The organism is Dermatophilus congolensis (assembly GCF_900187045.1).
Lineage (GTDB): Bacteria > Actinomycetota > Actinomycetes > Actinomycetales > Dermatophilaceae > Dermatophilus > Dermatophilus congolensis.
In genome coordinates, this window is record NZ_LT906453.1 from 2,564,562 (window position 1) to 2,578,626 (window position 14,065).

Consider the following 14,065-nt stretch of genomic DNA (forward strand, 5'->3'; position numbering starts at 1 on the left):
ACTGCTCCCCGCGAAGGTGGTGTTTAGTCGGGTCGATACACCGTGGCGCGGCCAATCATTTCGCGCTTCCACGAGTTGTCAATGTTCATCGTGGTCTCAGCACCACCAAGGAACAGGTAGCCATCTGGTTTGATGATTTTCCGCGCTCCCTGGAGGATTTGCCGCTTCATATCCACGTCGAAGTAGATGAGCACGTTACGCAGGAAGATGATGTCCATCGAGGGCATCGGCGGCAACGGCTCAGACAAGTTCAAGAACTTTGTCTCCACCATTGCCCGCAGCCGCGAGTCGACCTGGTACTGCATACCGTGCCGAGCGAAGTAACGCACCAGAAGCGGCGCCGGCAGGCCACGGTTGACCTCGAACTGGTTGTAGATGCCATCACGAGTACGTTTGAGCATCTGCGTATCAATATCCGTGGCCAGTAGCCGCACCCGCCATGACGGGTCAGCCCCGATCAGCTCCTGAATCAGCATCGCGATCGTGTACGGCTCCTGCCCTGAGCTGGAAGCCGCGCACCAAATGTTCAACGTGCGCTCGCGCCCTCGAGAGACGATCAGCTCCGGCAGGATCTGGTTCTGCAATGCCATGAAGGGATGTCCGTCGCGGAAGAACGAAGTTTCGTTCGTCGTCATCGCTTCGATCACTTCGTCACGCAATGGCCCCTTCGGGGCGCTGCGCAACTTGCGGATCAAGTCGTCGACGGAAGCATCTCCTCGGCTGCGCGCCAGGGTCTGCAGCCGCGACTCGATGAGGTATTCCTTACTGCGGTCCAGCACGATGGCCGAGCGTTCTCGCACCACAGTCGCGATGAAGTCAAGGTCATTTCCGTTAAGTGCCATGAGTCAGCTCCTTGGCCGGGCGGCAGCGGCGCCACGGCCCGCGTTAACGCGGGTCATGATCGCCTCGGCCAATTTGTCGAGGGAGTACTGCTGGAGTGGCAGCCCTGCGGCGACAGCCGCACCAGGCATGCCCCAGACCACGGAAGTGGCCTCGTCCTGCACGATCAGTTGCCCACCTGCAGCGAGGATGGGTTCTGCGCCGCGGTAACCGTCATGCCCCATACCCGTCATGATCACGGCCAATACGTTGCCTTTATATGCTTCGGCAATAGAGCGGAACATTGGATCTACAGCGGGGCGGCAATAGTTTTCTTGCGGCCCTTGATCTAGTTCTGCGACGGCACCTGAAGCGGTTTTCTTCACGCGCATATGCCAGTCACCAGGGGCGATCATTACCTTGCCTGGTTCGAGCCGTTCACCTTGTTTAGCCTCAACTACCCGCAGTTTGCTGCGCGTATCAAGACGTTGGGCGAACAATTCGGTGAAAACGGGTGGCATGTGCTGGGTCACGACAATCGGGACCGGGAAATTGCCTGGCAAAGTCGATATAACGCGGGTCAACGCATCTGGACCACCGGTAGAGATACCGATCGCCACCACGTCGACAACCCCTGTGGGCTTTACCGCGCTCAGGTCAACGGGCGCGGCTCCTTGCGCAGCGCCGGGAACTCCCGCGCTCGCCGGAGGACGACCACCGAAAATACCGCGGTTCGGGGGGCCAGCCTCTGGCGGAGCACCTGCCCCGAATGCGGGACGAGCCGTAGGTAGGGCCCGAAGGGCCCGCCCGGTGAGCGACTTGATCTTGGGGATCAGTTCGCTACGAACCGCTTCCATCGACTCAGAGACGGATCCAACATTCGCCGGTTTCGCAACATAGTCACTGGCGCCTCGCTCTAGAGCATCCAGAGTGGCACCAGCACCACGCGCAGTCAGTGTGGAGAACATGATGATTGGGATTTTTGCATCCCGCTTGCGCACTTCGACGAGAGTTTGCAAACCATCCATCACGGGCATCTCAACATCCAATGTCATGATGTCCGGTTTGAGGAGCGGTAATTTCTCAAGCGCGTTCTTACCGTTAACGGCTGTACCAACAACTTCGATCTCGTTATCGGTTTTCAACACGTCCGTGATCAGACGCCGCAACACCACTGAGTCATCTGTGACCAGCACTTTAATGGGGGCACTCATCACACCAACCCCAGCATCGCCAACTTGCCCTCAATGACATCCGCGGTGAAGGGCTTGATCACATACTCGTGCGCACCAGCGGCGAGCGCTCGAACAATGTTGGCTTGCTCGGCCTCGGTGGTGACCATCATGAGAGTAACGTCACGCCAATCCCGGTTCTTGCGAACCTCGACGATGAACTCCAGCCCGTTCATCACAGGCATGTTCCAGTCGATCAGGCACACATCTGGCAGTGGCCCACGCGTCATTGCGTCAATGGCTTGCTGACCATCACCGACTGCTTCCACCTCGAATCCGAGGTTGTCCATCGTGCGCGTGAGGATGGTCCTCATCGCACGTGAGTCGTCGATCACAAGAGCTCGCATGCTGGTCCTCGGGGTGCAGAGACCGCTTCCGGTCTAGGGGGTACCGCGTTCAGCGGATTGTCGGCTAGGAGGGTGGCGCGGTGCGCCAGGTGGCCGGTTGCCCCGGGTGGGACAACCGGCGAAGGCAGATCACGCCGTGACCGGCTCTTTCTCGACTGCTTTTTCTGTGTCGAGGACGAGCATGAGCTCCCGGTCGAGCTTGCATACCTTTGTCACCAGCTCACGTAGGCGTGCTGGAACGGTGTCTGGCGGAGGCTCGAAGCGGTCGACGTCCGGTTCGAGGACGTCGCCGATCTTGTCGACCAGCATGCTCGTCACTGTGTCGTCGGCGGTGCGGACTACCACGTTGGTGGTTTCCTCACCTGGTTCGCGTGGCGGGAGCCCCATCCGTTCGCGCAGGTCCACCGTGATCACAATCTGTCCGCGTAGGTTGATCAGGCCTGAGACCTCTTTGGGGGCCAGGGGTACGCGGGTGAGTTGTTGCTCGCGGAGGACTTCTTTGACCGTGTCGACGGGGATGCCGAAGAGGTGACCGCCGAGGCGGAATGTGCAGTATTGGTTGCTCATCAGAAGCCTCCTGCGTAAGCGCCGAGATCGTCTGGTTCGGGGGCGACCATCCCGGCCAGGGCGGTGTCGATGTTGAGTAGCTCGGTGACGTGCTCGTCGACGACGGCCGATCCGAGGTTGCCGCCGGTGTCCAGGTGGGTGCGGATGGCCAGTTCGTCTTCGACGATGTCGAGTACTTGGTCGACGACGAATCCGAACAGCTGCCCGTGGTACTGGCACACGACGACCTGTAGGGGCTTGTCGGCATCGACCTGGTCGTAGCTGCCGTAGTCGTCGGCTAGGCGCAGCAGCGGCAAGATGACACCGCGATACTGGACTACTTGGTTCTGGCCAACTGTTTCGATGCGAGAGATGGGGAACTCTTCGAGACGTTCGACTACCTTCAGCGGCAATGCGACTCGACGTCCCGTGGAGAGGCGTACCACCAGCAGGCTGGCAGATTCCTTTGCATCCCGGGCGCGGGCCTCTTCCAGTGCACTGTTGAACTCGGACCCTTCGGAAACCATGCCCGAAGCGTTCGCTAAGGCCATTGTGTCCAGAATCAGCGCGACCCGGCCATCACCCATCAATGTGGCCCCTGAATACAAGTCGATGCCGCGCATCTGCTTGCCCAGTGGCTTGACCACGATTTCTTCGGTGTCTTCGATGTCGTCAACGACGAGGCCGAAGCGTTGCTGGTCGGCGCGGAGAACGGCGATGAATGTGGTGTCTGATTCGCTGGGTTCTACGTTGAGTTGTTCGCGTAGGTACACCAGCGGGAGCAGGTCACCGCGTAGCCGGTAGACCGGGGTGCCCTGAATCGTTTCGAGGCGCTCGGCGGCCTGGGCAGCATCAAGCCGCACCAGTTCCAGCAGGTTGACCTGCGGGATGGCGAACATGTTGTCCTGTCCGCGCACGAGGAGGGCTGGGATGATGGCTAGGGTCAGTGGGATTTTGATTCGGGTGGTGGTGCCTTCACCGAATGTGCTGGTGACATCGATGGTGCCGCCAATTTTTTCGATGTTGGTTTTGACCACATCCATACCGACGCCACGTCCGGAGACGTTCGAGACCTTGTCGGCGGTGGAGAAACCGGGGCGGAAGATGAGGTGGTTGGCGTCGCGGTCGGACATTTTCTCCGCGTCGTCGCGGGTGATTAGGCCCTTTTCTACCGCTTTGGCTTTGACTTTCTCGACGTTGATACCGGCACCGTCATCGATGATTTCGATGTTGACCTGGCCACCTTCGTGGTAGGCCCGCATCGTCAACACGCCTTCGGGGTCTTTGCCTCGGGATTGGCGTACGTCTGGCGGCTCGATGCCGTGGTCACAGGAGTTACGCACCAGGTGCGTCAGTGGGTCTTTGATCGCCTCGAGGATCGTTTTGTCGAGCTCGGTTTCTTTACCTTCGAACTCCACCCGGATCTGGCGGCCTAGGGAGGTCGCTAGGTCGCGGACAACGCGGGGGAAGGTACGCCACACGTGGTCGATGGGCTGCATACGCGTCTTCATGACGCCTTCTTGCACCTCGCTGGCCACGAGCGAAAGCTGGTGCATTGATCGGACGAGCTCTGGGTCATCAGATCGGGCAGCGTGCTGGATAGCTTGGTTACGGGCCAGAACGAGTTCGCCGACGAGGTTGACGAGGCTGTCCAGCAGGTCCACGTCAACACGGATGGAGCTGTCGGCTACGGAGCGTTTGTTCTCGTCGGGTTTCTTGACCTTTGGTGCTGGTTTCTCTGCCTCTGGTGCCGCCGCTTGGGGAGCTTGAGCATCGGCAGCAGCCTGGGCTTGAGCCTCGGCTGCTGCTTTGGCTGCGTCTTGAGCAGCTGTCACTGCGGCTGCCTGGGTGACAGAGAGGTTTTCTTCCGCCGGTGTCTGTTCGGGTTGCGCAGGTACCTCTGCCGCTGGTGGTGCTGTGTCTGAGCCTGCGGGGGTGGAGGTTGCTGTTGCTACCGCAACCGCGACCGCCACCTCGGCTTCAGCTGCACCGGCGGCTTCGGCGGGGGCTGCGTCGGCAGGTGCTTCAGCTGCGGCTGCCGGGGCTGCCGCCTGCTCCCCCATCGCCAACGTGCCGGCTTTAGCTGCATCGACGACGGCCTGGGCGTCCTGGCCATCCAAAATGGCGTGGAGCTTGGCTCGCAGTTCGTGGTACTCCTCGGTACCTTCACTGCCTTCGTTTTCGATGTTCTCCAGCAGGGCACGCACCGCGTCGACCATCTCTAGCAGCACGGTTGTCATTGCGGGGTTGAGCGTCATCTCGCCGTCCCGCAGCTTGCTCAGCAACGACTCACCGGCGTGCGCGACTTTTTCCAGCGTGTGCAACGCAAGGAACCCTGCTGTGCCCTTAATGGTGTGCAGCGTCCGGAAGATGCTGGACAGCAGATCGCGCGACGTCGGATCCTGCTCCAACGCGAGCAAGTCCTGGTCCAGCTGATCCAGGTTCTCGTGGGATTCGACCAAGAATTCTTGGACGATCTCCTCCATGCCTTCCATCGGCAGTCTCCTCGGGGGTGGTCAATGGGAACCGCTCTGCTCATCGGCCCCACCGACACCGACCTGAGCCACGTTCACCACCAACGTGTCTGCCTCGGGTTTGCGACGGCATCGCTGCAGCGTCTCTGCAGCTCCTTTGGCCCGTATATAGCAGCCCCTCTCCCCCGTATATATGCGTCGCTTGTATTCGCTGTATGTCTTGTTGCACCGAAAATGCTGCCAATACAGGCAGATCGAACCTGACCCTTGGAACGTGATCCCTCAAGTCCGTTGCGACACCGCCGATATGGCGTGTGTCCACACTCATGGGCTCGAGACACGACGGGGTTTCGCCGACGCGGCAATGCTTCCCGCCTCGGCAGATCCTCGAGACCACCCGCTCGGAGGGCGAACCCCGAGACTCACCGAAGGACCGAGAATGCAACTGTTGAGCGACGACGTCGCCGCGATCGTCCAAGAGGTCTGGAGCTCAATGCTCGGACTCGACATCGAACCTATCGGCGAAACCGAGGGCGTTACAGGCCAGGCCATCGCCGGATCCGTCGGAGTCACCGGCGCTAGCGACTGCCTCATTGCCCTTGAAATGACTGTCGACACCGCCAAGCTTGTCGGAGCGACGATGTTCATGATGGGCCTCGATGAGGTCTCCATGGGTGATGTCACCGACGCCGTCGGTGAACTCACCAACATGATCGGCGGCAACATTAAGTCTTTGTTGCCTGAACCCAGCACGCTGTCGTTGCCGGTCGTTGCCCAGGGCGAGCCACCCACGATGAAAGTTATTGGTGGGGAGACCATTCTCGCCCAGGGCTTTGCATGTGGAGATGGCCGCGTGTCTGTGACTGTGTGGAATCGCCAGGTCAAGTGAGGCGCGTTCCTGCTCTCTCGCACTATCTAATCTTTCAGCCCTTTAACGCCGGGAGTGGTTCTGCTACCGGTTTTTGATTCACTGCCTGATGGGCAGTAGGAAGCGAGTTACTTGTGAAGGTCGTAGTCGCCGACGACAGCCGAGCAATGCGCATGATCGTGGTCCGCACACTTCGCCAGGCTGGGTATGACTCTGCCGAGATCATCGAGTGCGAGGATGGCGCTGAGGGTTTGGCCAAGGTGAAGTCTGAGTCTCCCGATCTGGTTTTGTCTGACTGGAACATGCCGAACATGAGCGGGATTGAGTTCCTTCAGGCTCTTCGTGCCGAGGGAAACAATGTGAACTTTGGGTTCGTGACCTCTGAAGGGTCTGATGCGATGCGTGAGCAAGCTTCTGCTTCCGGAGCTTTGTTCCTTATCGCCAAGCCGTTCACTGCTGACATGTTCTCTGAGGCACTTGCGCCGGTTTTCGGCTGATCTGATATGCCGATCGCGATACCCGACCCCAAACCGATCAAGGACTTGTTTGAGTCGTTGCTTGGTCGGGATGTCAGCATGCTCCCTTTGGACAAGCCTGTTGTGCCTACGGCTCGACGTGCTTGCTGTGTAGGGCTCTACGTCGATACAGATCAGAATGTGAAAGCGCTGGTAGCGGCGGATCTTCCGTTGGCTGCTCGTGCTGGTGCCGCGCTTGGTCTTGTTCCTAAAGCAGGGGCAGATACCGCTATTGAGAACGATGAGTTGCCTGCTGCGTTGTACGACAACTTTTACGAGGTGATGAACATCTTCTCGTCGTTGTTCAACGTGGGTGATCCGGAGGATCACTTGAAGTTGTCTCAGGTGTTTCAGCCGGGGATGGTGATTCCGACGGATGCGGCGAAGATGCTGCGTGGGTTGGGCAAGCGCGCAGACTTCACGTTGAGTGTCGATGGGTACGGCGATGGTGCTCTGGGTGTGGTGGTTCCTTTCTGATTGGTATCACTTACGTGCATGTGTGAGGGTAGCGCCCGGTGTGGGCGCCACCCTCACACATGCATTGTCCGGTGGTTAAGAGTGGGTGGTGTGGTCGGCGACGTTCGCGCCGCGGGCGTCAGTGGTGTTGTTTTTGTACCAGTTGTAGGCGTCGGTGATGCCTTCGCGCAGGCTGATGCGGGGCTGCCAGCCGAGGTTTTTGATGTTGGTGACGTCTAGGAGTTTGCGGGGGGTGCCGTCGGGTTTTGTGGGGTCGAGTGTGATGGTTCCGGTGAATCCGACGATGTCGGCGACGAGGTAGGCTAGGTCGGCGATGGTGATGTCTTCGCCGGTGCCGATGTTGATGGGGGCTGGGTTGTCGTAGTTTTCCAGGAGGGTGAGGCAGGCTGCGGCGAGGTCGTCGACGTGGAGGAATTCGCGTCGGGGGGTGCCGGTTCCCCAGATGGTGACGGTGTCGGTGCCGTTTTCTTTGGCTTCGTGGAAGCGGCGGATCATGGCTGGTAGGACGTGGCTGTTTTGGGGGTCGAAGTTGTCGCCGGGGCCGTAGAGGTTGGTGGGCATGGCGCTGATCCAGTGGCGGCCGTATTGGGTGCGGTGGGATTGGATGGCGATGATGCCGCTGATTTTGGCGATGGCGTAGGCGATGTTGGTTTCTTCCAGGGGGCCGGTGAGTAGGGAGTCTTCGCGGATGGGTTGTTCTGCGTGTTTGGGGTAGATGCAGGATGAGCCGAGGAAGAGGAATTTTTCGACGCCGGCGGTGGCGGCGGCGTCCATAAGGTTGAGTTGGATGCGTTGGTTGTCTGAGAGGAATTCGGCTGGGTAGGTGGAGTTGGCGAGGATGCCGCCGACTTTGGCTGCGGCGTCGATGATGACGTGTGGTTTTTCGCGGTGGATGAAGGTGTGGGTGGCGTGTGCGTCGCGGAGGTCTAGTTCGGTGGAGGTGGCGCCGATGAGGTTGGTGAATCCTTGGTCGTGGAAGTGGCGCCAGATGGCGGAGCCGACGAGGCCGCGGTGGCCAGCGATGTAGATTTTGGCGTTGCGGTCGAGGGTGCCCGGCATGGCTCTCCTTGGGTCGCGTTGGGTGCACCGGTGCTGTTGGTGGCGTTGTGTGTGAAAAACAGTAACGCGGCCGGTGGGGTTGGTTGGGTGGGCGCGACCGGTGGGGGGGTGGTTAGGGGGTGTTGGTGGTGGGGGTGTAGGCGTTGAGGCGGCGGCGCAGTAAGGGGTTGGGGCCGTCGGGTGGGGCGGGGTTGGCGTCAAGGGTGGCGGGGTCGGTGCAGGTGAGGGTGAGTTCGTGGCAGGCGGTGATTGCTAGGGCGAGGTCGCGCATGAGTAGTTCGGGGTCGCCGGTGGGGATGATGGAGGCGATGGCGTGTTTGGTTGCGGTGGTGTCGAAGGATTCGATGAGGATGCCGGCGTGGGGGGTGTTGGGTGCGAGGGATTGCAGGAGCAGTCGGGCGGCGGTGTGGTCGCGGCGGGTGGGGGTGTGGGGCAGGGTGAAGACGAGGTCGATGGGGGCTTGTGGGGGGACGATGCGGGTGAAGGCGTGGAGGATGAGGTAGGGGACGGTGGCGGCGTGCCAGTCGGTGGCCACGACGATGCGGTAGTGGCGTGGGATGGTTTCGGTGTGGCGTGGGGGTGTGTTGGGGGTGCCGGTGAGGCCGCGCAGGATGGGGCCCAGGATGGTGTCGATGTCGTGGGCGAGGTGGCGTTGTTCGCTGGGGAGGTGGTCGTAGGTGCCCATGCTGGAGTCCTTTCCGGTGCACCGGTGGCGGTGGTGGGGCCGCGTCCGTGCGGCGGTGGGTGGTGCATGAGGCAGGGCGCCGCGGTGTGGCCGTGGCGCCCTGGGGATGGGGTGTGGTTAGCGGAGGAAATCCATGAGGGAGGGTTGGATGATTTTTGCTGAGGCGGACAGGGCTGCTTGGTAGGCGTTGGATTGGATGGATAGGTCCATGGCGGCTTTGATGAAGTCGGTGTCTTCGACTTTGGAGAGGGAGATTTTGGAGGAGTCGTCCATGCGGCCGTTGAGGTTTTCGAGGCTTTGGAGGCGGTTGACGCGTACGCCGACGCTGGTTTGGACGTTGAGGATGCTGTCGTTGAGTCCTTCGACAGCGGTGAGCCCGGCTTGGATGCCGGCGTTGTCGCCTGCTTCGATGGCGTCGGCGAGTTTGTCGAGGGCGCCGCTGCCTTTAACGAGGGCTGTGCCAAAGGCGTCGGATCCGCTGATGCCGACGTTCATTTGTCCGGCGTCGCCGGGTGAGTCGGAGACTTGGCGTAGGACGGGCAGGGTGTTGCCTTGGTAGGTGCCGTTGGCGTCGAAGGCGTTGTCTAAGGGGGTGGTTCCGCCGAAGAGGGGTTGGCCTGCGTATTGGGAGTTGGCTTGTTGGAGGATGCCCACGCGTAGTTCGCGGATTGATGAGGCGAAGGCTTTGCGTTGGGCGTCGCCGTTGACTCCGTTGAGCGCGGAGACGGTGGTGGAGCGGATTTTTTGCACCATGCTCAGGGTTTGGGAGAGGGCGTCGTCGCCAGCGGAGAGGCGGGAGAGTCCGTCGGTGATGTTGGCGCCGAATTGGGCGAGTTGGCTTTGTTCGGAGCGGAAGCGGAGTGCTTGGACGGTGCCGACTGGGTCGTCGGAGGGGCGGTTGAGGCGTTTGCCGGTGGTGAGTTGTTCTTGGGTTCCTTGCAGTCGAGACAGGCTGGTGTTCAGGCCCATCATTTGGGTGCGGTTCATTGCGTTTTGGGTGATGCGCAGCGAGGTCATGGTGGTGCTCCTTTCGGGTGTGTGGGCCTGATCAGTTGGTCATGTGGATGAGGGTTTGCAGGGTTTCGTCGATGACTCCGATGAATTTCGCGGCGGCGCTGAAGGAGTGTTGGTATCGGACGAGGTTGGTCATTTCTTCGTTGAGGGAGACTCCGGCGACGTTGTCGCGGGCGTCTTCGGCTTGACGGACCACGTTTTGTTGGACGGTGACGTTGCGGTTGATGGACTGGGTTTCGACGCCCATTTGGACGATCATGGCGCTGTAGGTGGCGTCGGCTCCGCCTTTGTCGTTGATGTGGCGGGACATGGCCAGGGCGTTGTTTCCGTCGAGGCTTGCTTTGGTGGGGTCGCTGTCTTTGGGGTTGCCTGCTGAGACGGCGATGCTGTTGGGTACGGCGTCGGCGGCGACGCGGATGTTGCCGGCGGTGATGGCTCCGCCTCCGGCGCCGTTGACAAAGAGGTTTGCGCCGGTGGCTCCGTTGACGGTGTACCCGGCTGCTTGCTGGGTGTTGACGGTGGCGGCGACGGTGGCGGCGACTTGGTCGAACTGTTTCATGTAGTTCGGGATGGTGATGTTGAGGTTGGTGAGTTGCCCGGCGACGCGGCCGGTGTCGATGCCGACGTCTGCTGATGCGGCTGGGCCGTTGGGGTCGGTGGGGGCGGGGCTGGCCCATTGCACGGCGATGGGTTTGGGTGCGCTGCCGTCGGTGGGGTAGGTGCCGTTGTTGGGGTCGTTGACTTTGAGTTGGGCGGCTTGGGTGCCGTAGACGAGGGCTTTGTCGCCGATCATGACGTCGACGGCTTGGCTGGGGAAGTCTGCTCCTGCATCCATGGCGGCGGGGCGGACGGTGGCGCCGGTGAGGGTGGAGAGTTTTTTGATGAGGACATCGCGTTGGTCGAGTAGTTCGTTGCTGGGAACGTGGGCGATGTCGTTGTTACGGATTGCTGCGTTGAGTTTGCCGACGTCTTCGGCCATTTTGTTGATGTCGGTGACGTTGGCTTGGAGCTCGACGGTGGTGTCGTGCCATTGGGTGGTAGTGGAGTTGCTGATAAGGTTGAGTTGAGAGGCCACACCTTTGGCGCGTTCGAGGGCTTCGGAGCGGGGGGCTTCGTTGGTGACGCTGGGGCTGTTGCCGGCGGCGCCCATCGCGTTCCACATTTCTTGGAGTTTTTTCTGTAGGCCGGTGTCGCTGGGTTCGCCGACGGTGCGTTCGAGGGCGGCCATGGTTTTTTGTTGTTCTTCAAGTTTGCCGAGGGCAGCGTTGGAGTTGCGTGCCCGCGCTTCGAGGAATTCGTCGTTCATGCGGGTGACGCTGGTGACTTTGACGCCTTCGCCGGTGCCGTCGTAGCGGGACCAGAAGGCGGGTACGCCGGGGCCGCCGACGGCTTCGAGGTTGACGCGTTGGCGTGTGTAGCCCTCGGTTGCTGAGTTGGCGATGTTTTGGCCGGTGACATCGAGGCCGCGTTGGGCGGCGTGCACCGCTGAGGTGCCGATGAAGAGTCCTCCGAAGGCTGACATGATTTCCTCGTCCGTGAGTGTGGCGGCGCCTCCGGGGTGTCCTTTGGGCCGGTCCGTGGGGTGGTTAGTGGTTGTTCAGGGTGAAAGGTGATCTGAACGGTTGTCTTTTACATCGGCCGGTGGGGCGGTGGTGTGAAGGTTTGTGTGGGGGTATCGCGTGGGGTGGGGGCGACGAAGGGGCGGGAGGTTTAGACGCTGGCGTCAAGGAAGACGGCGACGGCGTGGTTGAGGGTGCTTTTGTGTTCTTGGCGTCGGGCGTGTTCGCGGTCTGCGTCGAGTGCTTGGAGTTGGTATTTGACGAAGGTGGAAAGGAGGTTGATGCGTTCGATGAGGTGGTGGGCACGGTCGGCGAGTTCAGGTGGGAGGTCGCCGAGGTTTTCGGGTGGTTCCCAGGGGGCGACGGGGGTGGTGCTGCCGTTACGGACGTCGGCCTCGTGGGCGTTGAGTTCGTCTTCCATCTGGGTGAGGGCGGCTTCCCAGGCTGCGTGGTTGGTGGTGGGCATGGGTGATTATTTTTCGCCGGTGATGCCGCTGCGGGTTACTTCGGCCCAAGTGTCGCGCAGGGGTTGCATGACGTCGCGGGCGTTGGTGACGTGGGTGGCGTCTTTTTCGAGGTTGGCGGCCATGAGTTCTTCGAGGACCCAGTCGTAGAGGCGGGCGAGGGATTCGCCTTCTTTCCAGATGGAGGTGTCGAGGGAGGAGCGCAGTTCGCGGACGATTTCTTGGGCGTGCATGAGGCTGCTGTGGCTGGCAGCGATGTCGTTGCTGCCGAGGGCGGTTTCGGCGGTGGAGAGGTCTTTGAGGAAGCGGTCGTACAGCATGACGACCAGTTGGGCTGGCGTGGCCGTGGTTACTGCCTCGCGGGCGTAACGGCTGCGGAGTTGGGCCTGCGTGCTCATGTGGTGTCCTCTCGGTGTTCCGCATCCGGCGGTGGGTGGGTTGGGGGGTGCCGGTGCGGTCTTTTTCTCATCGGTTGGGCGAGTGTTGTCTTTACCTATGTGGGGTTTGCTGCTGTCGCTGGGGGGTATGTGTGTGGTGCCGGGCCCTGAGTTGGGCCCGGCACCACACGAGGGGGTTGTTCGGTTATCTGAGTCCAGCGAGCTGGCTGGAGAGCCAGTTTCCTTGGGATTTCATTTTGCCGAGGAGGGAGTCCATGGCGTTGAACTGAGCTTGAAGGGCTTGCTGGCGTAGGTCCATGCGGTCGTTGAACTTGCTGATCTGGTCCGAATAGTCCTTGATCATCGTGTTCTGGCTGTTGACCTGCATGGTGATGAGGCCTTTATCGGCGTCTGTGGCCTGGGTAGAGACATCAGACAGGGAGCTGGCGAAAGCATTGATTGCTTTTTGGGCTGCTGCTGGGTCTTTGGCGTAGAGGTCTTCGAATTTTTTCTTGTCGAAGGTGATTGTTCCGGTTTTGTCGATGGAGATCCCGGCGGCCGATGGTGCTGCCGCGGCGTTCCCCACTGCTGCGTTCTGGAGCTGGTTGGTGAGGTCGCGGGTGAGGGAGTCACCGACGAACGGCCCGGAGCTAGAAGGGCTGTCTTTGTTGTATTTGCTGTTGATGCGAATGTTGGAGAGGGCATCGTTGGCGGCGGTGACGAGGTCTTCAACTTTTTTGCTGATACCGGCGGTGTCTTGGGTGACGTCGACGGTGACTTGGGTGTTTGGGTCGGCTTTGGTTGGTGAGATGGTCACGCCGGGGAGGAGGTTTTTGACGTCTTTGGTGGTGGAGGTGACGTCGTATCCAGCGGTGGGGTCGCCGATGTGCAGCACGGTGTCTTGGCCTTTGGCAACTTCGTTGAAGTTGCCGAGCACGTCGGCAACGACGGGTGGGGTGGAGCCGTTGGTGACGGTGACGCTGCTTTGTGCCCCGGTGGTGGCGGAGGTGAGCTGCATCTGGTAGCTGCCGGTGGCGGTCTGCACCATGGTGGCTTTGACGTCGGCGCCGGCTTGTTGGTTGATCGCGGCGACGACGTCAGCGAGCTTGGCGCCTTGGCCGACGGTGACGTTGGTTGTTTTTCCGTTGGCGGTGACATTGAAGTCGAAGGCGGCGCCACCGTTGACGGTGTCAGTGCTGGTGAATGATTTATCGGCGAGCGTGGTGCTGGCTTGGGCGATGCTTTTCACCGCGAAGGTGAGGGTGCCTGCTTGGGCTCCGGTGCCGGTGGTGACTTTGGCGATGTCTTCGTTGCTGCTTTTAGCGGTGACGCTGTTCCAGGCGGGGGTATCGATTACTGATTTGGGCACGAACTGGTTGGCGGCGTCGCCGATGGCTTTCATTTTGGTGTTAAGGCTGGTGTAGGCGCTAACGAGGGCCTGGGCGCTAACTTTACCTTTGGTGAGGTAGTTACCGGCTTGGCGTTCGACGCTCATCAGCTGGGTGATCATCCCTGCGGTATCGACACCTGATCCGAGTCCTGAGATCTGCATGGTTTTCTCCTTTGTTCCTTCCGTGGATGTGGTGTTCCGGGTGAGTGGCTGAGGGGCTTCACGCCCGAGGGGGCGCA

General features: G+C 60.8%; 15 protein-coding genes. 3 read left to right on the plus strand and 12 right to left on the minus strand.

Going from position 1 to position 14,065, the window contains the following annotated elements; translation table 11 throughout:
- Positions 1-23: 23 nt before the first annotated feature.
- From CKV89_RS11235 to CKV89_RS11255, 5 genes are all read right to left on the minus strand, one after another.
- Complete coding sequence (locus CKV89_RS11235; protein WP_028326746.1) at positions 24-842, minus strand: CheR family methyltransferase; 819 nt, start codon at positions 840-842, stop codon at positions 24-26.
- Between the two features lie 3 nt (positions 843-845).
- Positions 846-2,033, minus strand: a complete 1,188-nt coding sequence (locus CKV89_RS11240; protein ID WP_028326747.1) for a protein-glutamate methylesterase/protein-glutamine glutaminase — start codon at positions 2,031-2,033, stop codon at positions 846-848.
- The gene (locus tag CKV89_RS11245) at positions 2,033-2,398 is read right to left on the minus strand and encodes a response regulator (protein ID WP_028326748.1); all 366 of its coding nucleotides are present in this window, start codon (positions 2,396-2,398) and stop codon (positions 2,033-2,035) included. The genes CKV89_RS11240 and CKV89_RS11245 overlap by 1 nt, the downstream gene beginning before the upstream one ends.
- A 129-nt stretch (positions 2,399-2,527) precedes the next feature.
- On the minus strand, positions 2,528-2,965 hold the full coding sequence (locus tag CKV89_RS11250) for a chemotaxis protein CheW (RefSeq protein ID WP_028326749.1): 438 nt from the start codon (positions 2,963-2,965) through the stop codon (positions 2,528-2,530).
- On the minus strand, positions 2,965-5,439 hold the full coding sequence (locus CKV89_RS11255; protein ID WP_028326750.1) for a chemotaxis protein CheW: 2,475 nt from the start codon (positions 5,437-5,439) through the stop codon (positions 2,965-2,967). The genes CKV89_RS11250 and CKV89_RS11255 overlap by 1 nt, the downstream gene beginning before the upstream one ends.
- 418 nt (positions 5,440-5,857) lie before the next feature.
- Here CKV89_RS11255 and CKV89_RS11260 point away from each other — a divergent pair, with 418 nt between their 5' ends.
- The 3 genes from CKV89_RS11260 to CKV89_RS11270 all read left to right on the plus strand — a co-directional run bounded on the left by CKV89_RS11260 (position 5,858) and on the right by CKV89_RS11270 (position 7,278).
- Positions 5,858-6,307: a chemotaxis protein CheX gene (locus CKV89_RS11260; RefSeq protein ID WP_028326751.1), complete on the plus strand. Its 450-nt coding sequence runs from the start codon at positions 5,858-5,860 to the stop codon at positions 6,305-6,307.
- Between the two features lie 113 nt (positions 6,308-6,420).
- Positions 6,421-6,783: a response regulator gene (locus tag CKV89_RS11265; protein WP_028326752.1), complete on the plus strand. Its 363-nt coding sequence runs from the start codon at positions 6,421-6,423 to the stop codon at positions 6,781-6,783.
- A gap of 6 nt (positions 6,784-6,789) precedes the next feature.
- Positions 6,790-7,278: a hypothetical protein gene (locus CKV89_RS11270; protein WP_028326753.1), complete on the plus strand. Its 489-nt coding sequence runs from the start codon at positions 6,790-6,792 to the stop codon at positions 7,276-7,278.
- A gap of 75 nt (positions 7,279-7,353) precedes the next feature.
- Here CKV89_RS11270 and CKV89_RS11275 read toward each other — a convergent pair whose 3' ends face one another.
- From CKV89_RS11275 to fliD, 7 genes are all read right to left on the minus strand, one after another.
- Positions 7,354-8,337 carry a GDP-L-fucose synthase family protein gene (locus tag CKV89_RS11275; RefSeq protein ID WP_034400446.1) on the minus strand — a complete coding sequence of 328 codons (984 nt, stop codon included), beginning with the start codon at positions 8,335-8,337 and terminating at the stop codon, positions 7,354-7,356.
- A 112-nt stretch (positions 8,338-8,449) separates the two neighbouring features.
- Positions 8,450-9,022 (minus strand): hypothetical protein, encoded by a 573-nt coding sequence (locus CKV89_RS11280; protein ID WP_028326754.1) that lies wholly within the window; start codon positions 9,020-9,022, stop codon positions 8,450-8,452.
- Between the two features lie 117 nt (positions 9,023-9,139).
- Positions 9,140-10,039 (minus strand): flagellar hook-associated protein FlgL, encoded by a 900-nt coding sequence (gene flgL, locus CKV89_RS11285; protein ID WP_028326755.1) that lies wholly within the window; start codon positions 10,037-10,039, stop codon positions 9,140-9,142.
- 31 nt (positions 10,040-10,070) lie between these two features.
- Complete coding sequence (gene flgK / locus CKV89_RS11290; protein ID WP_231935397.1) at positions 10,071-11,558, minus strand: flagellar hook-associated protein FlgK; 1,488 nt, start codon at positions 11,556-11,558, stop codon at positions 10,071-10,073.
- Between the two features lie 188 nt (positions 11,559-11,746).
- Positions 11,747-12,061: a hypothetical protein gene (locus tag CKV89_RS11295; RefSeq protein WP_028326757.1), complete on the minus strand. Its 315-nt coding sequence runs from the start codon at positions 12,059-12,061 to the stop codon at positions 11,747-11,749.
- 6 nt (positions 12,062-12,067) lie between these two features.
- Complete coding sequence (gene fliS / locus CKV89_RS11300; protein WP_028326758.1) at positions 12,068-12,457, minus strand: flagellar export chaperone FliS; 390 nt, start codon at positions 12,455-12,457, stop codon at positions 12,068-12,070.
- 184 nt (positions 12,458-12,641) lie between these two features.
- Positions 12,642-13,988, minus strand: coding sequence for a flagellar filament capping protein FliD (gene fliD, locus CKV89_RS11305; protein WP_028326759.1), 1,347 nt, complete (start codon positions 13,986-13,988; stop codon positions 12,642-12,644).
- Positions 13,989-14,065 lie beyond the last annotated feature (77 nt).

What these genes read in the sequence shown, in the direction of transcription:
- CKV89_RS11235 (WP_028326746.1), bottom strand. Translation starts at nt 842, where the DNA reads ATGGCACTTAACGGAAATGACCTTGACTTCATCGCGACTGTGGTGCGA.
- CKV89_RS11240 (WP_028326747.1), bottom strand. Translation starts at nt 2,033, where the DNA reads ATGAGTGCCCCCATTAAAGTGCTGGTCACAGATGACTCAGTGGTGTTG.
- CKV89_RS11245 (WP_028326748.1), bottom strand. Translation starts at nt 2,398, where the DNA reads ATGCGAGCTCTTGTGATCGACGACTCACGTGCGATGAGGACCATCCTC.
- CKV89_RS11250 (WP_028326749.1), bottom strand. Translation starts at nt 2,965, where the DNA reads ATGAGCAACCAATACTGCACATTCCGCCTCGGCGGTCACCTCTTCGGC.
- CKV89_RS11255 (WP_028326750.1), bottom strand. Translation starts at nt 5,439, where the DNA reads ATGGAAGGCATGGAGGAGATCGTCCAAGAATTCTTGGTCGAATCCCAC.
- CKV89_RS11260 (WP_028326751.1), top strand. Translation starts at nt 5,858, where the DNA reads ATGCAACTGTTGAGCGACGACGTCGCCGCGATCGTCCAAGAGGTCTGG.
- CKV89_RS11270 (WP_028326753.1), top strand. Translation starts at nt 6,790, where the DNA reads ATGCCGATCGCGATACCCGACCCCAAACCGATCAAGGACTTGTTTGAG.
- CKV89_RS11275 (WP_034400446.1), bottom strand. Translation starts at nt 8,337, where the DNA reads ATGCCGGGCACCCTCGACCGCAACGCCAAAATCTACATCGCTGGCCAC.
- CKV89_RS11280 (WP_028326754.1), bottom strand. Translation starts at nt 9,022, where the DNA reads ATGGGCACCTACGACCACCTCCCCAGCGAACAACGCCACCTCGCCCAC.
- flgL (WP_028326755.1), bottom strand. Translation starts at nt 10,039, where the DNA reads ATGACCTCGCTGCGCATCACCCAAAACGCAATGAACCGCACCCAAATG.
- flgK (WP_231935397.1), bottom strand. Translation starts at nt 11,558, where the DNA reads ATGTCAGCCTTCGGAGGACTCTTCATCGGCACCTCAGCGGTGCACGCC.
- CKV89_RS11295 (WP_028326757.1), bottom strand. Translation starts at nt 12,061, where the DNA reads ATGCCCACCACCAACCACGCAGCCTGGGAAGCCGCCCTCACCCAGATG.
- fliS (WP_028326758.1), bottom strand. Translation starts at nt 12,457, where the DNA reads ATGAGCACGCAGGCCCAACTCCGCAGCCGTTACGCCCGCGAGGCAGTA.
- fliD (WP_028326759.1), bottom strand. Translation starts at nt 13,988, where the DNA reads ATGCAGATCTCAGGACTCGGATCAGGTGTCGATACCGCAGGGATGATC.